The following is a 23,759-nucleotide window of genomic DNA, read 5'->3' on the forward strand; positions in this document are numbered from 1 at the left end:
ATACTGCGGACCAACACCATATTTTTCATAGTCACCATCAACTTCTTCTGGGAGTGGTGAAGCAGATTGTCTAAACATAGTCAATGCGTACTGTCTGTCGCCGCCAACATTCCCACGCAACACTTTCTCGGTCCCTTGCTCTGGTCCCTGAGGATTCTTTACCGGAGAGTTGGAGTAATAATCTGCTGCATACCAGTCATTGGTCCATTCTGAACCACTCAATCCCATATCATACAGCCCTAAGGGATTTGATGGGTATTTACCTACTGGATAAATGGGAAGCCCCATCCCGTCAGTGTATTTATTCAGTTCATCCTGGCTTGGGACATTTTTTCCTGGTGAAAACTCACCATTGTTAGTAGCAAACGGAAGATACTGACCTCTGGACCTTGCTGCAAACTCCCATTGCGCCTCTGTCGGCAAATCAATTTTTTTACCGGATTTTTTACCTAACCACTGACAATAATCTTTTGCCTGTTGCCAGATAACACCTGCAGGATAATCCCCCTTTAGCAGAGAAGGATGACGTTTTGCCAGTATATCCACAGGTGGATTTTTTTTATCTGTTACTTTCAAATAAACATTAAAATCATCGTTAGTGACTTTATATTTTGATATCGAAAAACCACTTAAAATAACCTTATGTAAAGTTTTATCATCCTGTTGTATGCTGAAAGGTAATTTTTGACCAACTAATGGACCAAAATCACCCATTAAAAACTCACCACCCTGAACGGGGACCATATTAGAGACCGATTTATCCACAAGTGCTTTAGCTGCTTTTTCACTCCCGGTGGTATTTCCCTGATCGCACCCGGTCAGTAAACCGGCAGCAACGGAAGCAACTACGATTAATTTTCTCATCTTATCACCTCAGCCATTGCATCAGGCAGTCATTGTACCCGTCGGATGCTGGTCGTCGATCATGGCAAGATATTCTGACATCAGGATGTCAGGTATGGGTTTAAATGGCTCATCCGGGTCAACAAAAACCGGGAGGTTATTATGCAGTAAGGTGAGCTTTTCGCCATAATTGGTGTAAAAAAACAATTTTTGTTCCCCGATACCTAAAAAGTTAATCACATCTTTTTCATTCAGTTCTTTATTACCTTTCTTCTCCCCTGGCGACAACGTCAAATGCTGCATGACATTGTTATAATCTGCCTGACTTTGTATCCACTTCAGCGCCATAAACACCGCTTGTTTTCGCCTCTTTAGAGGACCGAGCTTCCAGCTGTTAACGGAAAAAAAATCATTATTCTGATTGCGAGGGTCAAGCCAGTCCACCCAGTTCTGATCAATTAATGTGGCAATCACTGCCCCTTTTGTTTCCGGAGGGGTATATTTAAGCTGGTCGGGGTTTGACAAAATACTATTCATCAGATGAACGCGCTTATTTTCATCTTCAAGATCGGTTTCAATTCGTCGTAATATTATTCCCATATTCTTAAGCATGGCCTCACCCGCCTGTATCCCTTGTGCCGCCATAATAATAGGAATTGCACATAAAGAACGGAAGGCATCTCCTGCCATCATCTGCTCAAGCTTCTGATAATCCACATTTCTCAGCATATAAAGAAAGCTCTTCATAAAAGCCGCAAAGCTGCTGCCATCAACTTCAAAACCGACTTCCCCTTTGGCTCCCACTCCCCAACATAAAGCCGCTTTACAGTAAATACGAAAACGTCCCTGAATATAGGTGATATAAAAAACCCCACTTCCCCCTGCGCCTGCCTGCACCGTCATCCCCGCTTCCAGTTTGGCTATCGCGGCAAACTTCTTCTCTTTATTGACAATGGGTTTGTTATCTTTCTCAACACCTATAGCTACTGGCGTATCATCAGGATGCGGGTCAAACCACTCAATGGCACCACTGATATTACCTCCCGCCTGAGCACCAACAAAAACACCAATTTCACCTCCCCCCTGTGCTTCAGGTATTGTTGAGGTCTTTAAATTCACCTGCTGCTGTCCTGGTAACGGTGGGGCAGTCAGGGTTGCAGGACGGCCTTTAATGCCATAGCCCTTTCCCATTTCTCCACTCCAGTCTACTGTCACCCCTAATTCAATTGCAGCACTGGCACCAACGCTACCTGACAATACCAGTTTCATGGCAAAACGCAGTGCTCCCATATTACAGACACCATCCGGTGTCTGTGGAGTCACTTTTTTCGCCGGAAATAAAAGGCTGACACCTAACCTGTCCGGCAGGTACAGGGCCGTTTCGGCCTTCGCCTCCCCCAGTGCAAAACTGGCATGACCTTCTATTTTGCCCTCCAGTTTTTTTTCTGACGGATTATATTCCGCTGATGCACCCGCTCCATGGCTGTAGCGCATCAGTTGAGCCTGCGCGCTGATATCAACATACTGGTGATAAACAGATTCGTCGACTTCACCATCCCCCTTTGGCCAGGTCAGAGATTTGTTCATTTCCTCTGCCCAGTGACTGACAATAACATTCGTATCGTCAACAAGATCGAATTTCAGTGAAACAGGTACGTTACTTAGTTGTTTTTTTAGTTCCGCTGTATCTATTTTTCCCTGACGTATGGTTTTATTAACCTGATTACCATTCGCATCCTGAGAAACAATAGTTTTGTTTTTATATTTTATGAAACTGGCTTCACCACTTTCTTTATCAACTTCGCTGAGCTTATATGTTCGCCACTGTTGTTTTATTTTATCGGAACGCACATAAGTTTTCTTGAATCCTTTCACTGTGTTATTTTTAAGCGGAATAAGTTCCATTATACCAATGGCAGTATCATTCATTTTATCATTAAGCAATTCCCCCTCCGGAGGATTCGCTGTTAGTGACATAAGCTCTTTCCGCAAAGCCTGATTTGCTTTGTTTAAGGCTTCATAGGCTTTAGTGATTTCACTTTCAAATTTTCTTGCTGGCACTCTGCCTGCCTGAGTGATTGCTTCAAAATTAATATCATCAAGATTTTTTTGCGCCTGTTTCTGAGTTTCAAGCAAGCCAGACAGAAAATCATGCTCCTGTTCGATAATTTTAGTATCTGAAGCCTCCAGAAAAAGCAATGTTGCGCTACCTGGGTGAAAATAACATTCTGGGCCATATTTTCCTTTTACAACCGTTCCCGTCCCTTGTACCGATGTTTTACTTTTCTCTTCTCCGGTAGCCATATGCTATTCCTTCATTCTTTAAAGTAATTCTATATGCAGGGCATCAGGCAGGGCAGTATAAACTGCAACAGTTTTACCTTCCGCATCGGTCCTGCCTTCAAATACTTTACCTTCACCGGTTGTTATCCTGTACCGGGTAAAAGGTAAAATCTCCCCGGACTCTTCATCTTTTGCAGTAAAAAACTCACTGAAACCGACGGGAAGCTCAGGTTTGTTTGCATCATAATCAGCTGCGCCCATTTTCTGCACATTGGCCGATTTCAGCAGAATATTCCCCGGGCAGCCCAGCTCGATATTGCCACCACTTAGCCTGATATACGCTCCCGCACAGTTCACCACCAGTTCCTTCGCCGCCGTGATTTCCACCCGGCCTTCCACGCTGGTAACTGTGATATCCTTTTTCGCCGTCGCCTCCAGCGCATCATCCTGCGCCTGGATTTCCATCTTTCCCTTCGCCGCAAACAGCTTCATCCCCGCCTTTCGCGCCAGCAGGCTGACGGCTTCTCCCGCCGCCACCGTAAAACGTTTCAGCGCACTGATGTCCGTATTCTGCTGTGACACAATCCCCACGCTGGCGCTACCCGAAGACAACCGTACCGCCTGCGGACTGCTGATGCTCACGCCCTGCGGCGCATTCAGCACTATCCCCGGCTGCGCCAGCTCTTTCAGCGCATCGTTCAGCGTCTGCTGGTTGCCGGTATCCGATGGCAGGGCCTGAGCCGATTCCGCTGCCGACGCCAGGCTTTTCGCAATACCCAGGGCATTTTCAAGCTGCGCAATCGCCTCCTCCATTGCCAGCATCCTGTCGCCTGCCGAAGGCTGTTTATCCGCACTGATAAACACTCCCGCACCGCCCCGGATGCTCACCCATTTATCCGTACGCAGTTCCGCACCCTCGCCCCGCAACTCCCTCTGCGCATTCACGTTATGCCCCAGGTTGAGCTGCGTCTTCCCCCCGTACTCGGTGCTGAGCTTGATATGCTCCTCGCCGCGCTTATCCTCCATTCGCAGCTTATTATTGGCCGGAGTACGAATCACATTGCGGGTGCTGTTTTTCTCCGTCACAGGGTCGACATGCCGCGAGTCGTGCAGCGCATGCGCAATATACGGCCGGTCAGGATCGCCTTCGTGGAAAGCAATCGCCACCTCCGTGCCCTGGATCAGCGGGAAGTGAAAGCCGTACACGTCGCCGCTGTAGGGTTTGGCGAGACGCACCGGCATGCTTTCCTGACCCTGCCCTTTCTCCTCTCTGTCAGCGTCAAATTTCACCCGGTACAGGCCGGACGCATCCTGCCAGGCGTAGATATCATTCGCCTTCGCGCTGGTCACCCGCGCCGTCATGGTGCCAGTCACCTTCGGGCGCGGCAGCAGCGGCGGACGCCAGCACAATGTTTCGCTGTAGGGCACCGCCAGCAGGGTCACCCGCAGCGCCTCCCGGCGGCTGGCGGTAAAACCGGTGCCGGTGATTAACAGCGGATCCTGCACGGGCGCAGGCAGGGTCGATGGGAGGCTGTCGGTAACGGTCAGCACCTGGGCCGGCGCCAGCCAGGCTGCAGTACTGCTCGCGGTAATAAGCGTCTGGTGAGCCAGAAAACGCTCATGGTCGAGGCGGGCATAGAAGTTGGCGGTCTCCGTCTGCGGGTCGATTTTATCGCCACGCTCCCAGTGGCGAAGCTTATAGTGGTATACCTCACCGTAAGTGATGCCTTCACCATTTCCCCGGGTCATATCCGCTGTTGCCGACTGGAGAACGCTCTGCGCATCGCGGGGGTTATAATCCCGGGTAGTGACGTTCGCCTCTACGACGTTGTGGGTGATGTTCAGACCCCATATCGATTCCGCACCGCTGTCGCTCATCCCGGACGGGCTGTTTACAGGGAGTGTTTTATCGAACATCAGCGCCCGCTGCGCGTCGGCGAAGTGGACCACTTCGCTCTGGGCCTCTTCCTGCAGGGTGAAGAAATAAAATATCCCCACCTCTGCCAGCAGGCGCTGGATAAACGCCAGGTCGCTCTCCTGATACTGATTAATTTGCTCACGCCGCGAATAGTGTTGCTTGAGATTAAACTCATACTCCCACTCATGCAGGTGATGTTCCTGCAATACCTGCTCCACCACCTCCGGTACCGATTTGTTGACGAAAAAACGGTGTCTGCGAAACTGTTTATCCAGCAGGAAGAGAAACGGCTGGAGGGTTATCTGATAGGTCGACTGATCTTCAGAACGATTGACGCGCCGGAAGGTGGTAATCACACCATGGACGCGTTTGCAGTCCGCCAGCTGCTGCAGTGCGCCGCCGCCCATTGTCAGCATGGCGGGTTTGCTCAGGAGCTGTGCGGCATCGATGTTTTTCTCTGCGCTGGTAAACGTAATGGTGTAATAATAAAGTTCACTCAGCTTTTCTGCACCACTGAATTCTTCCACATCCAGCGATGCGGTACATGAAGGAATATCCAGCTGGTAACGGTTAAGGGTGGTGCCGGTAATCATTGAAAAGGTATCCATTATATTCCTGTTTTACTCCGCAGTAATGACCACCAAAAATCAATTAACAGGACGCCCTGTTTAATTTTGTTTAATGATAATCATCTCATTCATCATAAATATATTTATGTGCATAGCGATATCTCAGATACCCCACCAGGAGTTTCATAACTAAAAGGAAACCCCAGAGATATTTATATTCACTGACTGAGAAATAAAAAAAGCAGCCAGAAACCGGAACCTTCAACGTTTATCGCCGCCAGCATTTCTCTGGCACTGTCCTTAGCGCTATCTATGCTGAGCGCCTTTATCCCCTCTTTCCTGCGCTTCATCCCCGCAGAGGCCCCGCTTTGCCGACAAGATTGACTGGCTGCAGGCACGCTACCGCCCATCGCTGTTTCCTGTTTATCAGGAACCCGTAGCGCACAGGGTCAGGCAGGCATAATGTTGTTGTTCAACCTCCGCGATCGGGGTCGCGGATTACTCGGTTTCGTTTTTTAAGGCGTCAGCCCCGGCTCCTGACGTATTAGCCGTGCCCGGCGTCAGACAGGCGTCCTTCTGCGGGACCAGACTGATCTCCACCCGGCGATTTTGCGCCCGCCCCTCTGGCGTCTCGTTGCTGGCGACAGGACGACTTGCGCCGTAGCCCTGCACCGCAAAACAGCTCTCCGGCACATCGCCGGTATCGCGCATCCAGTCGCGGACCGCCTCGGCACGCTTCAGGGAGAGTTGTTGATTGGATTTATCGTTGCCGATGCTGTCGGTATGGCCTGCCATCACGATCAGCCAGCCGGGTTTGGCCTTAATGCCCAGCAGCGAGTTCACCAGCAGCTTTGTCGAACCCGGTTTCAGCGTCGATTTGCCGGTATCGAACAGCGCCATGCTATCGAGGCGGATCGTCTGCGGCCCCTGCACAACCTGCTTAATGACCGGACGCACCGGCGGGGGCGGCGCCCAGTCATTGATAGCGGCTTCCACGAAGGGGATCAGCCGCATCCCCTGATACAGCCCCAGCCGGTAACGCAACGGCTCTCCCCGACGCAGCCAGTCATCCAGCTGGCGGCTGTCGGCACGCAGACGCTGCTGCGCCTGCAGCTTCGGCGTCGGCGGCGTGCCGCTGAGGCGGTGATACACCGCCAGATGATCGCCGACGCTGCGCACCAGGCGCTGGTTGTTGATAAAGGAAGCCAGCATCGCCAGCGCCAGAAAGAGGAAGCCCACGCCAGCGGCAAGACCGGCATCGCGCATCCGGCGGCTGACCCCGTGGCGGTGCGGCAGTGACGACAGAAGAAGATCCGGCAGCGGGTGAGGACCTGGCGCCGCGGCGTTGCCCGGGGAGAGCGTGGTGATCCCGGCGATTTGCTGTTGCCAGAGGTTATTTGCCACCGCTACCACCGGTGTCAGGCAGATGCCCGCGGCACACAGGTTCAGCGGAGGAAGTTCCGCCTGCCGGGCGCGGAATGGCCGGAAAAGAGCGTTTTCGGCCAAGGTCAGAATGCTCTCCAGCCACAGCGTCTGATACAGGCGTGAGGCAGGGCTGCCCTCCCGCTGCCACTCGGCAACCGACTGGGGCGCTTGTCCTTTCTGCTGCACCTGGAGACCAGGCCTCTCCGGCGTGACGGTAAACCAGCGGCTTTCCCCTGCCTGGCCGCCAGGCGGCGTCACCCAGAACACGCTCCACACCGGCGGCAGACCGTTTAGCCAGGTTCGGCACTGAACGATACTCCGTCGCCAGTCGCGCAGCGACTGCGCCAGTTGCTCCCCGGTGGGGTGGTGCTCCGGTACCACTGCCAGCAGCACGGAAACCTGCGATACCAGCGCCGGACGCGCCGCCGCCAGGTACTGCGCCAGCAGCGGCAACTGCTCCGCGCTGTCTCCCCGTAGATACCAGCCGTGACGGGTTTCGCAGTGCGCCGAACGCCCGGGAAACAGACTGTCGGTATCCCCGCAGACCAGAACCACCGCCCCCTGAAAATCCTCGGGCGGCAGGACGATTTCCGATCGCTGACGGCTGACTGCCCGGCGACGCTGACGCCAGAGCGCCGCGCCGCCCGCCAGCAGGATGCACAGACTGAAGATCACCTGGTTGCCGATGGACAGCGGCCAGAAGCCCAGCACCAGCCACAGGGCCAGGATGACGGTCAGTAGCGTAAGCAGACGACGGGCGTTATCACGCATCTCTTATCCCTGCCCTGCTATCTTCGCCACCATCTGTGACAGCACGGCGGAGAAGGTCAACCACAGCGCGGCCAGCGCCACAATGCCAACCGCCCAGCCGCACCAGTACATCCGCCGTCCGCTGCGCAGCCGGGAGGCACGAACCACCACCACCGGCGCCTCCTGGGTCAGGCTGAACGGCGGGACCCGCGCGCCAAGCGCATGCGCCACGTCCTCACGCCGTTCGTCATCCTGGGCGCGGTACTGCCCGACAAACCCCAGTTGCAAAGTACGATAGAAACAAGTCAGCACTGCCGCATCCGCCGTGGGCTCTCGCAGCAGCTGGCGGATCCGTTCCCAGAGCTCTTCCCCGGCGTTGAGAGTGCTGAAAAAACGCGCCTGCAGCGGATCCTTGCGCCACCTGCGGTAGCCATCATCCTGACTGGCGCGGTTGAGGACGCTCTCATCCAGCAGCGCGCAGTAGGCATAGAGCATCTGCTCAGCGCTGGTGTCACTGACTCCCGCCGCCGTCAGCGCCTCGCGCGCCTCGGTCACCCATCGACAGGCCTGACGATAGAGCGCCTCGCCATCGGTCACCGGCTGGCCGCAGCGTAACTGGCTGACCATCAGCCAGCCCGGGTAAAAAGTTTTGTTGATCAGATCGCTTTCAGGGGTATTCATGAGCGCAGTACCGCAAAGAGTTCAAGTTTCACGTCGCCAAGCGATTCCGGGGTATAGAAGGTGCAGTTGCCGGCCTCCAGCATCGCGCGGGCGGCATCGGTGGAGAGATCCAGAGCGAAATATTGGTTTTCCAGACGTAGCGGAATGGCCGCCGGCACGTGGCTCAGCGGTTTGATCGCGATGCCGCTGAGGGCAATGTTGACGACCTCGGCGACATCATCATGACTACCCGCCTTACAGAGCTGCGGAAAGCGGCTCTGTAGCTGGTGAGGGGGGAGTGAAGAGCGCACCGACAGATAAAAATCCGCCCCCTCGCGCAGCCGCGCATCGTGCAGCCTGCCCCGCCAGATCTCCCGGTCGGCTCCCTGCTCCAGAGCGATGGCGATCACCCTTGAGGGCAGGCTGACTTCGAGCAGCGTATCCAGCAGGGCAAACAGCGGCGGGAATACCTGCTCCGGCGAGGCATGCCGGTAGCGGGGGATAGCTTCCAGATGATGTTCAAGGGAGAAGGTCATCAGACTGCCGGCCAGCCTGGTCAGTTCGCGATAGAGCAGCTCCGGATGGCGCGAAGGGTCCTGATGCAGCTCGCTGAGCACCGGCTCGGCGCTGTTCAGCGCGTTGAGCAGCCAGAACAGGGAAACATCCGCCACGGCAAAATCAGCCATCCGCGCATTGCTTTCACGGCGCATGGCCATCAGGCGTCTGCGTCGGGCCTGCAGGCGATGTAACAGCTCACCCAGCTCGCTGACCAGCGTCGGGCTTGCCGCCAGCGACAGCAGCGGCGGGATGAATTCCGGGTCAACGATCCACTGCCCCTGGGCATCGCGCACCAGACGCGCTACCGGGCAGGTAAGGAAGGCCGCATTTTCCTCGGTGGAGAGACGCAGCGTCAGCGCGTGCCGCAGAACGGCCAGCTCGCTGCGTTCATGGCCGGCCAGCTCCTGCACGGTCACCTGCTCGGCGCGCCAGCGGCGCGGGCGGGCGCTCTCCTGGCCGTCATCAAGATTGCCGCCGCTGGCGCTGAGCAGCGGCAGAGCAAGCACAACCTCCACGCTGTCCAGCATCACGCCCGAGACATCACGGACCGGTGGCAGAGTATCCGCCAGCTCGGTGTCAATCAGCGTTCCGTCGGCGAAACGCACGATCAGCCGGGTGGCGTTGAGCCGGGAAAGGGTGAGCGCGCTGGCGTCAAACTCCGCGCGCAATACCCCCCACGGGTGGGCGAGCGCCATGCGGGAGACCGTATCGGCGACGTGCGCATCCCAGCGAGCCTGTTGCTGAAACTGCTGCGGGACCAGAAAAGCCCCGTCGCGCCATAATGGGCGGAAAATCTTCATTGCACCTCCTGTGCCTTTCGCTTTCATCTGTTTGCAGACAGGACCAAATGCCGCGGCGGATATCCTTCATCCGCCGTACGTTCGCCTCAGCCTCTGCCTTTGCTCTGGCCTGTTCATCACTAGCGGTTTTTCTCCCGAACGTCGTTCGGCTCGATTTATTGCCTGCCGCTTCAGGGAAAGGAAATATCAACTCTGCCCGCGAGGGTTTAGAAGTCAGATGGTATTCTTTGTACAAGGGAGGTTTATCATAAAGCGAAAAAGCCAGGGGAGGTAACGCCTGGCCCTAAATAATATCTGAATTCAACCTACGGCTGCTTTTATGGCTCTTGTTTAATCCATTGAGAAGGAATATTCCATAAGCTATCGTTTTATTATTTCCCCATTGAATGTTAATTAGCGAATTAGTCTCTCCGTCAGGCTTATTTATATTGATCTTAAATATAAATAATAAAAATATCATCGCAATCGATATAGCTTCATTAGCGCCGAGGCCAAAGCCTCCCCCGGCATCAGAGAGATGCCCGGAGGAGTGCCCCGCCCCACCCGGCCATTGCCAGGCGCTGAATTACCCCGTATTTTGGTTTTCCGCTCCGCTGTGGGCGGGTATCAGGGCGAACGAGAGAGAGAAAATGAAACCGCTATTTGTCTATGGGACGCTCTGTCCCGGTCGCAGCAATGCGCACATTCTGGAGGCGATCGGGGGCGAGTGGCGTCCCGGCTACGTCACCGGCACCTTTTACGCGTGCGGCTGGGGCGCAGCCGCCGATTTTCCGGGGATCGTCCTCGACGCTCACGGCCCGCGGGTCAACGGCTATCTGTTCCTGTCCGATCGGCTGGCGGCGCACTGGCCCATGCTGGACGACTTTGAGGAGGGGTACGATCGGGTGCCGGTGGAAGTGACCACCGGCGATGGACAGCAGGTCAGCGCCTGGATTTATCAGCTTCAGCCCCGGGAGTAATCTCCGCCGCGAACGCGCTGTACAATACAGCAGCCCAGCGCGTTCACGGCTTTGCGGTCAGTCCGCCAGGCTTTCCGCCACTGGAGTCACCAGCGCCTTCTTCTCAGCCCAGCAGGCAACGTTATCGAGCACCAGTTGCGCCATCGCCGCGCGGGTACTCCAGGTGGCGCTGGCCATATGCGGTGTGACGACCACATTACTGCGCTGCAGCAGCCCGGCCGGTACCGCCGGTTCATGGCTGAAGACATCCAGCCCCGCCCCGGCGATAATCCCGCTCTCCAGCGCGGCAACCAGCGCGGGCTCATCAATCACGCTGCCGCGCGAGATATTGATGAGGATCCCTTTCTCCCCCAGCGCCGCCAGCACCGGCTGGTTAATGAGCCCCTGGTTTGCCGCCGTTCCCGGCGTGCAGATAACCAGAAAATCACTCTCCGCGGCCAGGGTCAGCAGATCTTCCCGCCAGGCATAATTTAGCGCCGGGAGACGCTTGCGGTCATGATAAGCAATCTGCATGGCGAACCCCTCGCAGCGCCGGGCGATGGCCTGGCCGATGCGCCCCATGCCCACGATGCCGACCCGCGAACCGGAGACTTTTTGCGTCCACGGAAAACCGCCCGCCGCCCACTCGCCCGCTTCGATAAACTTGTGGGCGGCGACGATCTGCCGCGAGGTCGCCAGCATCAGGCCCAGCGCCAGATCCGCCACATCGTCGGTTAACACCCCCGGCGTATGGCTGACCCGCACCTGGTGCTCTGCAGCCGCCTGCACATCCACGCCATCGTAGCCGACGCCAAAGACGGCGATCAGCTCCAGCGCAGGCAGGCTGGCGATCAGCTCTCGCGTCACGGAGGCTTCGCCGTTGGTGATGAGCACGGTAAAGGTGCCGGCCAGCGCGCGAAAGTCGGCGTCAGTGAGTGCGGTCAGCTCCACGAGGTGATAGCGTCGCGCCAGTTCCGCAGTCAGGGCATCCGGGAGCGAAGCCTGTTTTAACACGTTCAGTTTCATAGCTTATCTTCTTTCAGAGTGTGGAAGGCGGAGGGTTTCTGGCCGCTCCGGGAGACGATGATGCCGATAATCCCGCCAAGGGCCAGCGCCACGGCGACGATCAGCAGTCCGGAGTGATAGCTGTTGGTCAGGTCCTTAATCTTCCCGAGCAGCGGCGGCAAGCCTAAGCCGACAATATTGGCGATGGTGTTGATAAATGCAATGGAGGCCGCGGCCGCCACGCCCGCCAGCTTCTCGGTGGTCACCGCCCAGAACACCGGCGTTAGCGCGAAATTAAAGCCCACGGTGAGCACCAGCAGCAGATAGGCAACCAGCAGGTTGCCGGCATAGATGGCGACAGCCAGCGAGAGACCGGCCAGAATCAGCGGCAGCCCCATATGCCACGCCCGCTCGCCGGTCAGATCCGAATGACGGCCATTGAGGTACATAAACAGGCAGGCGAAAATAAACGGCACCGCGGACAGCAGACTAATAACCACATCGCTCTGCTCGCTGGCCATACTTTTGAGGATCAGCGGTAAGAAAAGCGTGATGCCGATGGAGCCGAACGCCTGCAGAAACCAGACCAGACTCAGCAGGAGTACCACTTTATTTTTCAGCGCACTGAACCAGGAGGCGTGTTGATTAACTACCGCGCCGCGGTTATCAGCGGCAATCTGCGCCGTCAGCCAGCCTTTCTCCGCCTCAGAGAGCCATGCCGCCTTTTGCGGGCTGGAAGGTAGCAGCCAGAGCACCAGCGCCCCCAGCACGATGGCGGGAACCCCTTCAATGGCGAACAACCAGCGCCAGCCGGCGACATCGGCAATGCCATGCATATTTAAAATCAGCCCCGAGACGGGCAGCCCGATGATCGACGCCAGCACCGATCCCATATAAAAGAACGACATCGCCCGCGCCCGGTTGCGCTTCGGAAACCAGCAGGAGATATAGTAAATAATCCCTGGGGTGAATCCCGCCTCCGCCATGCCGAGTAAAAAACGCATAATATAGAGCTGGGTCGGCGTCTGGACGAACGCCATGCCGGCGCTCACCATTCCCCAGGTGATCATTATTCTGGCGATCCAGATCCGCGCCCCCACCCGGGTCATGATCAGGTTGCTGGGAATTTCGAAAATAATATAGGAAATATAAAACATGCCGACCCCAAGGCCGTACATGCTGGCCGTTAATCCCAGATCGGCGTTCATTTGCAGCGCGGCAATGGAAATATTGGTTTTATCAAGATTGGCGACAAAATAGCAGATAATAATAAAGGGGATGATTTTGCTGTTTAGCTTTTTTAATGTAGAAGTACAGAGTTCAATGCTCATAATAATAACCCCATGACTGTGCCTCGGGCAGGGGAAGACCGCCCGCGCCAGGCAAAGATTGATATTAAGAATCGCAGCAGGTATTAACCGGGGACTACCACTCGGCGACCACGCCATCGGCAAGGCGCCAGACGGGGTTCCGCCAGTCAGGAGCGCGTCGGCTCATCTCAATCACTTTCTCTTCGTCGATATCGACCCCCAGCCCCGGCTTCATTAACGGCTTAAAGTACCCCCCCTCCATATTGAAATCGGCTTTGTTTTTCACGAAGTCGAGTAACTCGGCGCCCTGGTTATAGTGGATCCCCATGCTCTGCTCCTGGAAGACAGCGTTGTAGGAAACAAAGTCCACGTGCAGACAGGCGGCCAGCGCGATGGGGCCTAACGGGCAGTGCGGAGCCAGCGACACGTCCGCCGCTTCCGCCATACCGGCGATTTTGAAGCATTCGGTGATGCCGCCAGCGTGAGAGAGATCGGGCTGCAAAATAGCCAGGCCGCCGGCCTCCAGCACCCGCTTGAACTCAAAGCGCGAGAACATGCGCTCGCCGGCGGCCAGCGGGATCGCGGTTTGCGCCGCCAGCCGCGGGTAGTACTCCGCCTGCTCGGCCAGCACCGGCTCTTCGATAAACAGCGGCCGATAGGGTTCCAGCTCTTTAATCAGCAGTTTCGCCATCGGCGCGCTGACGCGGCCATGAAAATCGAGGCCAAATTCAATGTCGTTACCAAATGCTTCGCGGATCTGCGCCACCGTGTTCACCGCCGCATCCACCGTGCGCGAACTGTCAATCATCCCCATTTCCTGACAGCCGTTGAGTTTGAAGGTATCAAACCCCATACCGCGCAGCGTGTTAATCCCGGCAATGACCTCGGCAGGCCTGTCTCCTCCCACCCAGCTGTAGGCTTTGATTTTATCGCGCACCAGGCCACCCAGCAGCTGCCAGACCGGCGCATTCAACGCCTTCCCTTTGATGTCCCACAGCGCCTGGTCAATACCGGCGATCGCGCTCATCAGGATCGGCCCGCCGCGATAAAAGCCAGCGCGGTACATGACCTGCCACAGATCGTTGATCCGTGCCGGATCCTGGCCAATCAGATAGTCCCCCAGCTCATGTACCGCCGCCTCCACGGTGCGCGCCCGGCCTTCGACGATCGGCTCGCCCCAGCCGACTATCCCCTCGTCGGTTTCAATCTTGAGGAACATCCAGCGCGGGGGTAAACGCCAGGTGGTCAGTTTGGTTATTTTCATTTCACAGCCTCTTGATACGCCCTAACAAATGCGGCGGCCTGCTCTGCGGTCCGCGCTACCGGCTGACCGGCGCGATAGAGATCGCTGCCCAGCCCCGCGCCCGCACAACCGGCCTCGATCCATTGCGCCAGGTTTTCCGGCGTGACGCCGCCGACGGCAAATACCGGCACCGACGCGGGCAAAACCGCTTTCAGCGCCCTGATGTAGTCCGGGCCAAACGCCGAGGAGGGAAAAATCTTCAGCGCCTGCGCCCCGGCTTCCAGCGCGGTAAACGCCTCGCTTGCCGTCGCGCAGCCGGCGCAGACGGTCATCCCGTGCCCGACGGCCCGGCGGATCACCGCCGGCTGCACATTGGGGGTCACCACCAGCCGCGCCCCCAGCTGCGCCAGCCGATCGACCTGCGCTTCCTGCAGCACCGTTCCGGCGCCAATCAGCGCCTGCGCGCCGTAGGCCCCGACCACGGCAGGGATGCTCTGCTGCCATTGCGGTGAATTGAGCGGGATCTCCACGGTGTCGAACCCGGCGGCGATCGCCGCACCGACGTGCGCCAGCGCCTCGTCAGGGGTGATGCCGCGCATAATAGCGATCAGCGGAAGTGAGGTTTGCCACTGCATGTACGATGCTCCTTATACCAGCCAGAAAGGCATCGTCGCCCGACACTGTCGTCACCTGGCGGCCCAGCAGCTGAAATGCCTGCTGATAGCGCGCGGAGAGGGACGGGCCGGCAACGATCGCGATAGCCTGTTCGTCGGCAATGAAGGCGCGCATGCTGGCCACCTCCGCGCCAATTAACAGGCCGGATAGATACTCGCTCACCTGCTCCCGGGCCAGCGCCCCCAACAGGTGCGCGGCGCGGGTCTCAAAAAGCTGTGGCAACACCGCGGGCGCGGCCAGGCCGCGCGCCAGCCCGGCGTGAAACGCCGCCGGCGCAGCCTGCTGCTCGGGTAATCCCGCACCGATCAGGGAGTGCGTCAGCAGCAGATGGTGCAGTTCGCCGGTCATCACCGTGCGAAAGTCCTCAATCCGCCGGCCGTCGGTTTTGACCCATTTGCAATGGGTGCCGGGCATGACGTACACCGCCGCAGGGGCCAGCAGGCGTGCGCCGAGGAGCTGTGTCTCTTCGCCGCGCATGACGTTGTGGTGGTCTTCGCGGGAAGTGCAAAGCCCGGGGACAATCCAGATCCCTTCATCTACGGCGGTCAACTGGTTGCCAATGGCCGTGAAATCGGCGGGAAGCGGTAAATAGGGCGCGTTCTTCCAGCCCACGTTGCTGCCTACCATTCCCGCCATGACCACCGGGGTACGCCCCTCGCGCCAGCCATGGATTTGTGTCGCTAACACCGCTGCCGGCGATTGACCGTTCAGGCGGGCGATCCCCGCCGCCGACTGTCGGCTGTCGAGGCAGCGTTCGCCCTCAAACAGCCAGGCGCGAAAATTGGTCGATCCCCAGTCAACAGCGATGTAGCGAGATGTCATGTGATTTCCTTCAGTCTTCGTGTCGAGCTGGCGATCATGGTGAGCGCCGCCTGCTCTGCCGCGTTGCTGTCCTGATGGCGAATCGCATCGAACAGCGCTTTATGTTCCTGGAGCGTTTGCGGCATGTTGGCCTCATCCCCCATCCAGGTCCGTTCAAATATCGCGCGCTGCAGCGAGCTAATCGCCACGCTGAGCTGCTGCAGCACCGGGTTATGCACTGACGCCAGCACCGCTTCGTGATAGCGAATGTCGGCTTCATTAAAGGCATCGCGCTGCTGGTTGTTGGCGATCATGTCATTCAGCGCCGCCTCAATCTGCGCCAGATCGCTGGAGGTGGCCCGCTCTGCCGCCCAGCGGGCTATCGCCGGCTCCACCAGATTACGCACTTCGCTCATCGCCGCGATGAGCCCCGGGTCTTCATCCTGTTCCAGCGCCCATTGCAATACGTCGCTGTCGAGGAAATTCCACTGGCTGCGCGGCGCGACGAAGGCGCCGCGATAGCGTTTCATCTCAATCAAGCGCTTCGCCTCCAGCGAGCGAAAGACTTCGCGGATGATGTTGCGGGAGGTGGCAAACTCCTCGCACAGGTCAGCCTCCGCCGGTAGCGCCGCGCCGGGAAGATATTTGCCGCTCACAATCTGGCGGCCCAGGGTCACCATCAGCCGATCGGTTTTAGTCAGGTTCATAGCGTGTCCTTAACGGGGTTATGCCCGGTTACTTTACTCCGTTCAGCGCATTTCCACCCAGTCTGGTAGTACAAACGTGAACCTGTTCATCCTTGCCTGCGACACATAGTAGTACTATCAATAAAAATTGTACTACAATACAGATCACAAAAAAGACAATCCATCACAAAAAAGGATCGTCGGCATGCCAAAAATGGTGGCGACGATCCTTCGCCGGGGACGGGAAAGATGGGCCTGCGAGGCTGGGTTAACGCGGCTTCGGCGGGGGGCTGTCAGGCTAATCGGGGTAACGAACAGTGGGTAGTCTGGCGTCGTTTCGGCCAATGCAGGTATACTTGGCAGATGTTTCCTCAGTTTCAGACACGCAGATGACAAAACTCACCTTACAAGAGCAGATGCTCAAAGCCGGCCTGGTCAGCAGCAAAAAAATGGCTAAAGTCCAGAGGACGGCAAAAAAATCCCGCGTTCAGGCCCGTGAGGCCCGGGAAGCGGTGGAAGAAAATAAAAAAGCTCAGCTGGAGCGCGATAAGCAGCTCAGCGAGCAGCAAAAGCAGGCGGTGCTGGCGAAAGAGTATAAAGCCCAGGTGAAGCAGCTGATCGAGATGAACCGCATTACGGTCGCCCGGGGCGATATCGGCTTTAACTTCACCGATAATAATCTGATCAAAAAAATCATGGTCGACAAGACCACCCAGACCCAGCTGATTAACGGCCGTCTGGCGATTGCCCGCCTGGCGGTGGATAACAAGCCCGAAGGTGAATACGCGATTATTCCGGCGGTGGTGGCCGAGAAAATCGCCCAGCGCGACGCCAGCAGCATCGTGTTGCACAGCGCCCTGAGTCAGGATGAGCAGGATGAAGACGATCCGTACGCCGACTTTAAGGTGCCCGACGATCTGATGTGGTAACCCCGGGCTTTCTCGCCGCGGGCGATCAGAACGGGCTCGCCTGCTGGATATGCATCGGCTCATGGCTGACGGGGTGGACAAAGCGCAGTTCGCTGGCGTGCAGCATCAGCCGCGGAGCCTGTTCCGTGCCGGGCAGCTCCCGGCCACCGTACAAATCGCAGCCAAGGATCGGATAGCCCAGCAGCTGGCAGTGGATGCGCAGCTGATGGGTGCGCCCGGTCTCCGGGGTAAGCGCCACCCGGGTTAACGCCAGCGCCCTCTCCCCATCCCGTGACTGATACAGGCGGTCAATGACCCGATAGCGCGAACGCGCCGGTTTGCCGTGCCGGGCGCACAATGACATGCGCGGGAAACGGGCCGGATCTTTGGCGATCGCCGCCTCCACTATCCCCTCATCTTCCGCCAGATGGCCGCACAACAGCGCCGTATAGACCTTGTCCACCGTGCGCTGGCTGAACTGCTGGCACAGCAAGGCGTTAATGCCCTTGTTGCGGGCCACCACCATCAGACCGGAGGTACCGAAGTCCAGGCGGTGCACCAGGGTGCAGCCCGGAAAGCGCTGAACCAGCCGGTGATGCACGGAGTCAAGGTTGCGCGGATCTTTGCCCGACAGGCTCAGCAGCCCGGCGGGTTTATTGATCAACAGCAGGTGTTCGTCCTGATACAAGAGGGTGATCTGTTCGCGGCACGGCGGCGCGACAAAGGTATCGATAATGGTGGACATCAGGCGGCCCGAAGAAGGAGTGGCTGGCGATAGTACCCCATTTTGCCCGCCGGCACGATGCTGGCGCACAATCCGCCCTCGCGGCGGCGTCATTTATCACCCACACTTATCGCAAAGGCATGGCCTGCACAGGCAATGTGCTTTACACTGCGCGCTGCAAAATTTGTGTTAACCAACGAGTAATACGGTAATGGCGATGAACGGAACAATCACAACGTGGTTTAAAGATAAAGGTTTTGGATTTATCAAAGATGAAAACGGCGAAAATCGTTATTTTCACGTGATTAAGGTCGCCAATCCTGATCTTATCAAGAAAGACGCGGCGGTGACTTTCGAACCTACCACCAACAATAAAGGGCTGTCGGCCTACGCGGTGAAGGTCATTCCGGAGAGCAAATATATCTATATCGCCGGCGAGCGGCTGAAGCTGACCTCCATCAAATCCTATGTGGTGTACCATGAGGAGGAGCCGGTCGAGACCCGCGTCGATAAAGAAAACGCGGTGCTGTCGGTCGGGCTGCTGATGAACAGCATCCGGCCAAAATCCACAGTGCAGCCGGGAGAGATGCGTTCGGTGAAAAAGCTGGCGATCACCACCTTTCAGGGGACAACCCTGATCTTCTCGGAAGACGAAATCGATATCGATGCCACGGTAAAACTGCTTAAGGTGTAAGCCCCGGCGCGCGGTTTCCCGCGCGCCCGAAGACCTGCCCGATAGACTACCCGCCATCGCCCCTCGCCGGACGGGGCGATGGCGCCAGACAGCCGATAAGGATGCCGCCGCCATGCCCGTAAATTTTGACTTCAACGATCTCTACGCCTTTCGCGCCCTGATGGAATATGGCAGTTTTCGGCTGGCCGCTGAATCCATCTGCCTGTCGCAGTCGGCCCTTAGCCGACGCATCGAAAAGCTGGAGACGGCGCTGGGCAACCGGCTGTTCGAACGTACCACCCGGCGGGTGACCCTCACGCTGTATGGGCAAAATTTTGCCGAACGTTCGGAGCAACTGCTGGCCCATGTCGAGACGGTGCTGGCGGATATCAGCCAGGTCAGCAAGGCGCGCACCGGGCTGGTGACGGTGGCGACGGTGCCCTCCGCCGCCTACTACTTTATGCCGGAAATCATTCGCAGCTTTCAGGCACGTTATCCCCAGGTGCGCATCCGGTTGATTGACAGCAGCGTCGGGAATGTGATCGAGGCCGTCAGCAGCGGACAGGCTGACTTTGGCCTCTGTTTTGCCAAAAACCTGCCAGCCAGTCTCGAATTCACGCCTCTTGCCGACGACCGCTATGTGGCCGCCTGTCGGTACGATCATCCGCTGGCGCGCAAGACGCACCTCAGCTGGCAGGCGTATTTTGAACAGGATTATATTGGCCTGGATCGGGTCTCGGGCAACCGGACGCTGCTCGACCGGGAGCTGGCGCATCTGACGCCGGCGCGGCCAAGTATCTGCGAAACCCGCCACGTCACCACGATGCTGGGGATGGTGGAAGCGGGCATCGGCATTGCCGCCGTGCCCGCGATGTCGATGCCCGCCGGGGAGCATTCCGTTCTCCGCGCTGTGCCGCTCACTGACCCGGTGGTCACGCGCACGGTAGGCCTGATCCGCCTCAGCGGCCGTATTCAGTCCTACGTGGCGGCAGAGCTGGAGAAGCTGATTATTGAACAGTATCCTTCTGGCTGACCGGCGTGGTGGCGGCCACGCTTCGCATGCCGGTGGCGTGGATGGTCTCCTGCGCCGCCGGTGAGGCCAGATACGCCAGCAGCGCCTTGCCTTCCTGCGGGTGGTCGGCGCTGATAGTCACCGCCCCGGCAAAGCGGGTGATGTACTGCAGGTTATCCGGCAGTTCGCCAACGAAGGTCACGCCGGGTACCGGCAGCAGTTCGCTCACCTGCTGAAAACCGATCGCATACCGTCCCTTCGCCACTTCCGAGGCTACCGGAATGCGCTCCACCATCTGCGCTTTGCTCTGCATCGCGTCATCAATGCCCAGGGTGTGGAACAGCGTCGAGCTAACATAGCGTCCGCTGGCGCTGTCGGAGTACGCGACCGACGGCGCCGCCAGCAGCGTCGCCCGCAGCTGGTCTGCGCTATGGATAGCCGGCAGCGGCGCCCCCGCCTTCACCACCACGCCGATCGGCGAGTCGGCCAGCTCCCGACGCGAACCCGGTTGCGTACGGCCCGCTTTTTCGAGGCTGGTTAGCGCATCCCCGACCATAATCACCACGTCCGCGTGTTCGCCCCGCGCCAGGCGGTTAGGGATCGCCTGCGGCGTTTTCCCCATCGACGGGCCGGGGATCACCACGAGGTGGTTGCCAGTTTGTTTTTCCCACGCCGGGGCCAGCTTTTCCAGCGCCGCTTTGAAGCCGCCGGAGATCATCACGGTGACCTCTGCGGCCAGCGCGCTGCCGCCGGTGGCGGCCAGCAGCAGCGTGGCCAGCAGTGTTCCTGTCGTTTTACGCATCATCTTCTCCCTGATTAACGTGCCGTCTGCAGCGCAACGGCGCTACGGCGATAGAGGTAGCAAGTGGCCAGCAGGCCGCAGATGGCGGCAAAGCTCATCCAGTAGCCGGGAGACGCTTTATCACCGGTATACTCGATCAGCGCCGTGGAAATCACCGGCGTGAAGCCGCCAAATACCGCCGTCGCCAGGCTGTAGGCCAGCGAGAAACCTGCCACGCGCACTTCGGCAGGCATAATTTCGGTCAGCGCCGGGATCATCGCCCCGTTGTACATGCCGTAGATAAACGACAGCCACAGCAGCACGCTCAGCATCATCAAAAAGCTCGGCGCGTTCGCCAGCAGGGTCAGTGCAGGCCAGGCGGTAGCCAGCGCCAGCAGGGTCATGGCAATCAGCACCGGCCGGCGGCCAAAGCGGTCAGACAGCGCCCCGCCCACCGGCAGCCAGAAGAAGTTGGAAATCGCCACCAGCAGCGTAACCAGCAGGCTGTCAGAGGCGCTGAGCATCAGCACCTTTTTACCAAAGGTCGGCGCATAGACGGTGATCAGATAGAACGCGGTGGTGGTCATCGCCACCATCATCATCCCGGCGATAACCACCTGCCAGTTCGCCAGCAGCGTGGCGAACACCTGGCGCATCGCCAGATGATGGCGGCGGGCGGTAAACTCCTGGGTCTCCTCCAGCTTACGGCGCAGGATGAAAATGAACGGAACAATCAGGCAGCCGAAGACGAACGGAATGCGCCAGCCCCAGTCGCTGATGGCGCTCTGCTCCAGCACCGCGTTGAGGGCAAAGCCCATCGCGGCCGCCACCATGATGGCAACCTGCTGACTGCCCGACTGCCAGCTGGTGTAAAAGCCTTTGCGACCCGGTGTGGCGATCTCGGCCAGATAGACCGACACCCCGCCCAGCTCGGCGCCAGCGGAAAAGCCCTGCAGCAGACGGCCGATCAGCACCAGCAGCGGTGCCCACAGGCCAATGGTCTGGTAAGAGGGGATCAGCACGATCAGGAAGGTGCCGGTGGCCATGATCGACAGGGTGACGATCAGCCCCTTGCGCCGCCCCACCTTGTCGATGTAGGCGCCAAGCACGATGGCGCCGATGGGGCGCATCAAAAAGCCGGCGCCAAAGACCGCGAAGGTCATCATCAGCGAGGCGAATTCACTGCTCGCCGGAAAAAAGGTATGTGCGATGTAGGTGGCATAAAACCCGAACAGGAAAAAGTCGAACTGTTCGAGAAAGTTACCGGACGTGACGCGCAGGATGGCGCCGATCCGGTCACGGGTACTCATCAGTGAGGTTGTTGAATGCATGCAGGTCTCCAGTTTGTTATCCACGCGTTGTCGCGCGCCTGTTGCTGAAGACTGAAACAGAACCGGGAACGAAATAAGCGTAATAAACGCATCCATTAATGCATTTTACGCATGAATAACATTTAACTAATTAACATTACTTTTGCATACAATCATTTAACACATACCGTGCTAACCACGCTGCGGGTGACGGCGAAAAAGTCAGTTTTCCGTTTTGTGACCGAGGCCAGGGTACGTCGCCGTGGGTTGACGGCATAAAAACCCTGGCCTGGGGTGAGGATACACGCTGCCGGCCGCAAAGCGCGTCAGGAAGCGGAAGCGGCGGACTCCCCCACCAGCGTCTGCAACAGAGCGATCAGCCAGCGGGTAGCCTCGCGTTTCCCGCTGCGTTGGTGGGCGTAAATCTTGACGTCAAACGGCGGAACCGGAAACGGCAGCGGGAAAATGGTCAGCCGGGCGGCGCGGGCCATCGTCTCCGCCGCTCGCCGGGGCAGCGCCATCAACAGGTCGCTCTGCTCAATAATGAAGGGCGCGCTCAGCATCGAGGGGGTTTTCATCGCCACCTGCCGCGAATAGCCCTGCCGCTCCAGCTCACAGTCCAGCACCCCCTGCTGCTCATTCCACGGGGTCACCACCAGATGACGGGCAGCAAGGTAGGCGTCCAGGGTCAGCGCCGTCCGGTCGGCCTGGCTGATGACCACATATTCGTCCCGCAGCCAGTTAATCTCCTCAAGATCGGGATGGGCTGGCTCGTCAGGGGTATTGAACCCGAGGGCCAGGTCGACCTCGCCCGCCAGCAGCTCGGTCAGCGCCGGGCTGTGGGGCAGATAACGGAGTTCAAACCGCAGCCCGGGCGCCTCACGCTGCAGGTGGTGCATCAGCGTCGGAAAGACGCAGAACGCGGTGAAATCGGTGATCGCAATCTGCATGCAGTCGGTGCTGGCGGCCGGCACAAACGCCGCCGGCGGCGTCAGCTCCTGGTTGAGAAACTTCAGCGCCGAAGCAATAGAGGGCGCCAGCTGGCTGGCATAGACGCTGGGGCACATCCGGTGCCCTTCGCGATAGAACAACGGATCGTTGAGGGCGCTGCGCAGCCGGGAAAGCGCATGGCTCAGCGCCGAGGTGCTCATCGCCAGCTCTTCCGCCGCCAGGCGCACCGAGCGGGAGCGATAGACCGCGTCAAAGACCGGCAGCAGGTTGAGATCAATCCGGCGCAGGACAGGATGCATAATATTCATCGTTTGCTGATTTCATTGCACTTAATTCTTTTCACAATACCGCTTATCCTCTGGGTCAGCAATTTTGCTCTCTCTTTTGACTATTGATACAGGACGCCCCATGAGCATCACGATCCGCCAGGCCACCCCGGACGACACCACCGCTATTTACGACATGATTTATGAACTCGCGGTCTACGAGAAAGCCCCTGAAGAGGTGGTGACGACGGCAGAGGAGATCAGAGAGACGCTGTTTGCCAGCGGCAGCAAAACCGAAGCGCTGATCTGCGAGGTGGCGGGCAAAGCGGTGGGCTACGCGGTGTTCTTCACCAGCTACTCCACCTGGCTTGGACGCAATGGTATCTATATGGAGGATCTGTACGTGACCCCCGACTATCGCGGGATCGGCGCCGGAAAAGCGCTGCTGAAAACCATCGCGCAATATGCTGTACAGCGTCAGTGCGGGCGTCTGGAGTGGAGCGTGCTCGACTGGAACCAGCCGGCGATTGATTTCTATCTGAGCATTGGTGCGCAGCCGCAGGATGAGTGGGTACGTTATCGCCTCACGGGCGATGCGCTGCGGGCCTTTGCGGAGTAAAGCGGCTCGCCAGCAGGTCGGCGCAAGGCGTCGACCTGCTGGCCGCGGATC

The 23,759-nt window shown here is 58.0% G+C and carries 20 protein-coding genes and 3 pseudogenes; 5 read left to right on the forward strand and 18 right to left on the reverse strand.

Annotated features, from left to right (window positions below):
• The 8 genes and pseudogenes from HMPREF3142_RS17370 to tssK all read right to left on the reverse strand — a co-directional run.
• The coding region (locus HMPREF3142_RS17370; protein WP_416376790.1) for a formylglycine-generating enzyme family protein at positions 1-864 on the reverse strand (864 nt) is incomplete at its 3' end.
• A gap of 21 nt (positions 865-885) precedes the next feature.
• Positions 886-966, reverse strand: a pseudogene (locus HMPREF3142_RS29920) (hypothetical protein); the annotation flags it as partial.
• Between the two features lie 248 nt (positions 967-1,214).
• A pseudogene (locus HMPREF3142_RS17375) lies at positions 1,215-2,244 on the reverse strand (hypothetical protein).
• A gap of 921 nt (positions 2,245-3,165) precedes the next feature.
• Positions 3,166-5,652, reverse strand: coding sequence for a DUF2345 domain-containing protein (locus HMPREF3142_RS17380; RefSeq protein ID WP_070612250.1), 2,487 nt, complete (start codon positions 5,650-5,652; stop codon positions 3,166-3,168).
• A 150-nt stretch (positions 5,653-5,802) separates the two neighbouring features.
• A pseudogene (locus HMPREF3142_RS29485) lies at positions 5,803-5,927 on the reverse strand (hypothetical protein).
• 184 nt (positions 5,928-6,111) lie between these two features.
• Entirely contained in the window at positions 6,112-7,809 is a 1,698-nt protein-coding gene (locus tag HMPREF3142_RS17390) for an OmpA family protein (protein WP_070612251.1), read from the reverse strand.
• Positions 7,810-7,812: 3 nt separating this feature from the next.
• Positions 7,813-8,469 (reverse strand): type VI secretion system protein TssL, short form, encoded by a 657-nt coding sequence (gene tssL, locus HMPREF3142_RS17395; RefSeq protein WP_016161344.1) that lies wholly within the window; start codon positions 8,467-8,469, stop codon positions 7,813-7,815.
• Positions 8,466-9,806 (reverse strand): type VI secretion system baseplate subunit TssK, encoded by a 1,341-nt coding sequence (gene tssK, locus HMPREF3142_RS17400; protein ID WP_016161345.1) that lies wholly within the window; start codon positions 9,804-9,806, stop codon positions 8,466-8,468. The genes tssL and tssK overlap by 4 nt, the downstream gene beginning before the upstream one ends.
• A gap of 629 nt (positions 9,807-10,435) precedes the next feature.
• On the opposite strand from tssK, the gene HMPREF3142_RS17405 reads away from it, so the two are divergent.
• Positions 10,436-10,765 carry a gamma-glutamylcyclotransferase family protein gene (locus tag HMPREF3142_RS17405; RefSeq protein WP_063105827.1) on the forward strand — a complete coding sequence of 110 codons (330 nt, stop codon included), beginning with the start codon at positions 10,436-10,438 and terminating at the stop codon, positions 10,763-10,765.
• A 57-nt stretch (positions 10,766-10,822) separates the two neighbouring features.
• On the opposite strand, the gene HMPREF3142_RS17410 is transcribed toward HMPREF3142_RS17405, so the two are convergent.
• The 6 genes from HMPREF3142_RS17410 to dgoR all read right to left on the reverse strand — a co-directional run bounded on the left by HMPREF3142_RS17410 (position 10,823) and on the right by dgoR (position 16,485).
• Entirely contained in the window at positions 10,823-11,770 is a 948-nt protein-coding gene (locus HMPREF3142_RS17410; RefSeq protein ID WP_023297848.1) for a 2-hydroxyacid dehydrogenase, read from the reverse strand.
• Positions 11,767-13,080 carry an MFS transporter gene (locus tag HMPREF3142_RS17415; RefSeq protein WP_070612252.1) on the reverse strand — a complete coding sequence of 438 codons (1,314 nt, stop codon included), beginning with the start codon at positions 13,078-13,080 and terminating at the stop codon, positions 11,767-11,769. Before HMPREF3142_RS17415 ends, HMPREF3142_RS17410 begins: the two co-directional genes overlap by 4 nt.
• A 94-nt stretch (positions 13,081-13,174) precedes the next feature.
• The gene (gene dgoD, locus HMPREF3142_RS17420) at positions 13,175-14,323 is read right to left on the reverse strand and encodes a galactonate dehydratase (protein WP_008804354.1); all 1,149 of its coding nucleotides are present in this window, start codon (positions 14,321-14,323) and stop codon (positions 13,175-13,177) included.
• Positions 14,320-14,937 carry a 2-dehydro-3-deoxy-6-phosphogalactonate aldolase gene (locus HMPREF3142_RS17425; protein WP_070612253.1) on the reverse strand — a complete coding sequence of 206 codons (618 nt, stop codon included), beginning with the start codon at positions 14,935-14,937 and terminating at the stop codon, positions 14,320-14,322. The genes dgoD and HMPREF3142_RS17425 overlap by 4 nt, the downstream gene beginning before the upstream one ends.
• The gene (locus tag HMPREF3142_RS17430) at positions 14,882-15,799 is read right to left on the reverse strand and encodes a 2-dehydro-3-deoxygalactonokinase (protein ID WP_070612254.1); all 918 of its coding nucleotides are present in this window, start codon (positions 15,797-15,799) and stop codon (positions 14,882-14,884) included. Before HMPREF3142_RS17430 ends, HMPREF3142_RS17425 begins: the two co-directional genes overlap by 56 nt.
• On the reverse strand, positions 15,796-16,485 hold the full coding sequence (gene dgoR, locus HMPREF3142_RS17435; protein WP_022066201.1) for a D-galactonate utilization transcriptional regulator DgoR: 690 nt from the start codon (positions 16,483-16,485) through the stop codon (positions 15,796-15,798). The genes HMPREF3142_RS17430 and dgoR overlap by 4 nt, the downstream gene beginning before the upstream one ends.
• Positions 16,486-16,853: 368 nt before the next feature.
• Here dgoR and HMPREF3142_RS17440 point away from each other — a divergent pair, with 368 nt between their 5' ends.
• Positions 16,854-17,393 (forward strand): DUF2058 domain-containing protein, encoded by a 540-nt coding sequence (locus HMPREF3142_RS17440; RefSeq protein WP_012967804.1) that lies wholly within the window; start codon positions 16,854-16,856, stop codon positions 17,391-17,393.
• Positions 17,394-17,418: 25 nt separating this feature from the next.
• Here HMPREF3142_RS17440 and HMPREF3142_RS17445 read toward each other — a convergent pair whose 3' ends face one another.
• The gene (locus HMPREF3142_RS17445) at positions 17,419-18,117 is read right to left on the reverse strand and encodes an RluA family pseudouridine synthase (RefSeq protein WP_070612255.1); all 699 of its coding nucleotides are present in this window, start codon (positions 18,115-18,117) and stop codon (positions 17,419-17,421) included.
• A gap of 190 nt (positions 18,118-18,307) precedes the next feature.
• Between HMPREF3142_RS17445 and HMPREF3142_RS17450 the strand changes: the two genes are divergently transcribed.
• Positions 18,308-18,790, forward strand: coding sequence for a cold-shock protein (locus HMPREF3142_RS17450; RefSeq protein WP_012541308.1), 483 nt, complete (start codon positions 18,308-18,310; stop codon positions 18,788-18,790).
• A 112-nt stretch (positions 18,791-18,902) separates the two neighbouring features.
• Positions 18,903-19,802, forward strand: coding sequence for an L-proline-binding transcription factor PsrA (locus HMPREF3142_RS17455; RefSeq protein WP_008804348.1), 900 nt, complete (start codon positions 18,903-18,905; stop codon positions 19,800-19,802).
• Here the strand turns inward: HMPREF3142_RS17455 and HMPREF3142_RS17460 are convergent.
• From HMPREF3142_RS17460 to HMPREF3142_RS17470, 3 genes are all read right to left on the reverse strand, one after another.
• Entirely contained in the window at positions 19,777-20,586 is an 810-nt protein-coding gene (locus HMPREF3142_RS17460; RefSeq protein ID WP_008804347.1) for a substrate-binding domain-containing protein, read from the reverse strand. The genes HMPREF3142_RS17455 and HMPREF3142_RS17460 overlap by 26 nt on opposite strands.
• Positions 20,587-20,597: 11 nt before the next feature.
• Entirely contained in the window at positions 20,598-21,893 is a 1,296-nt protein-coding gene (locus HMPREF3142_RS17465; protein WP_032432118.1) for an MFS transporter, read from the reverse strand.
• Between the two features lie 305 nt (positions 21,894-22,198).
• Positions 22,199-23,131 carry a LysR family transcriptional regulator gene (locus tag HMPREF3142_RS17470; protein ID WP_012541307.1) on the reverse strand — a complete coding sequence of 311 codons (933 nt, stop codon included), beginning with the start codon at positions 23,129-23,131 and terminating at the stop codon, positions 22,199-22,201.
• Positions 23,132-23,231: 100 nt separating this feature from the next.
• Between HMPREF3142_RS17470 and HMPREF3142_RS17475 the strand changes: the two genes are divergently transcribed.
• Positions 23,232-23,708, forward strand: a complete 477-nt coding sequence (locus tag HMPREF3142_RS17475) for a GNAT family N-acetyltransferase (protein ID WP_049163309.1) — start codon at positions 23,232-23,234, stop codon at positions 23,706-23,708.
• The last annotated feature ends 51 nt before the right edge of the window (positions 23,709-23,759 follow it).

The organism is Klebsiella sp. HMSC16C06 (assembly GCF_001808325.1).
In the GTDB taxonomy this organism is placed as follows: Bacteria; Pseudomonadota; Gammaproteobacteria; order Enterobacterales; family Enterobacteriaceae; genus Klebsiella; species Klebsiella variicola.

Excerpts from the sequence above, each read along its gene's own strand:
- HMPREF3142_RS17380 (WP_070612250.1), bottom strand. The coding sequence starts at position 5,652 with ATGGATACCTTTTCAATGATTACCGGCACCACCCTTAACCGTTACCAG.
- HMPREF3142_RS17390 (WP_070612251.1), bottom strand. The coding sequence starts at position 7,809 with ATGCGTGATAACGCCCGTCGTCTGCTTACGCTACTGACCGTCATCCTG.
- tssL (WP_016161344.1), bottom strand. The coding sequence starts at position 8,469 with ATGAATACCCCTGAAAGCGATCTGATCAACAAAACTTTTTACCCGGGC.
- tssK (WP_016161345.1), bottom strand. The coding sequence starts at position 9,806 with ATGAAGATTTTCCGCCCATTATGGCGCGACGGGGCTTTTCTGGTCCCG.
- HMPREF3142_RS17405 (WP_063105827.1), top strand. The coding sequence starts at position 10,436 with ATGAAACCGCTATTTGTCTATGGGACGCTCTGTCCCGGTCGCAGCAAT.
- HMPREF3142_RS17410 (WP_023297848.1), bottom strand. The coding sequence starts at position 11,770 with ATGAAACTGAACGTGTTAAAACAGGCTTCGCTCCCGGATGCCCTGACT.
- HMPREF3142_RS17415 (WP_070612252.1), bottom strand. The coding sequence starts at position 13,080 with ATGAGCATTGAACTCTGTACTTCTACATTAAAAAAGCTAAACAGCAAA.
- dgoD (WP_008804354.1), bottom strand. The coding sequence starts at position 14,323 with ATGAAAATAACCAAACTGACCACCTGGCGTTTACCCCCGCGCTGGATG.
- HMPREF3142_RS17425 (WP_070612253.1), bottom strand. The coding sequence starts at position 14,937 with ATGCAGTGGCAAACCTCACTTCCGCTGATCGCTATTATGCGCGGCATC.
- HMPREF3142_RS17430 (WP_070612254.1), bottom strand. The coding sequence starts at position 15,799 with ATGACATCTCGCTACATCGCTGTTGACTGGGGATCGACCAATTTTCGC.
- dgoR (WP_022066201.1), bottom strand. The coding sequence starts at position 16,485 with ATGAACCTGACTAAAACCGATCGGCTGATGGTGACCCTGGGCCGCCAG.
- HMPREF3142_RS17440 (WP_012967804.1), top strand. The coding sequence starts at position 16,854 with ATGACAAAACTCACCTTACAAGAGCAGATGCTCAAAGCCGGCCTGGTC.
- HMPREF3142_RS17445 (WP_070612255.1), bottom strand. The coding sequence starts at position 18,117 with ATGTCCACCATTATCGATACCTTTGTCGCGCCGCCGTGCCGCGAACAG.
- HMPREF3142_RS17450 (WP_012541308.1), top strand. The coding sequence starts at position 18,308 with ATGGCGATGAACGGAACAATCACAACGTGGTTTAAAGATAAAGGTTTT.
- HMPREF3142_RS17455 (WP_008804348.1), top strand. The coding sequence starts at position 18,903 with ATGCCCGTAAATTTTGACTTCAACGATCTCTACGCCTTTCGCGCCCTG.
- HMPREF3142_RS17460 (WP_008804347.1), bottom strand. The coding sequence starts at position 20,586 with ATGATGCGTAAAACGACAGGAACACTGCTGGCCACGCTGCTGCTGGCC.
- HMPREF3142_RS17465 (WP_032432118.1), bottom strand. The coding sequence starts at position 21,893 with ATGCATTCAACAACCTCACTGATGAGTACCCGTGACCGGATCGGCGCC.
- HMPREF3142_RS17470 (WP_012541307.1), bottom strand. The coding sequence starts at position 23,131 with ATGAATATTATGCATCCTGTCCTGCGCCGGATTGATCTCAACCTGCTG.
- HMPREF3142_RS17475 (WP_049163309.1), top strand. The coding sequence starts at position 23,232 with ATGAGCATCACGATCCGCCAGGCCACCCCGGACGACACCACCGCTATT.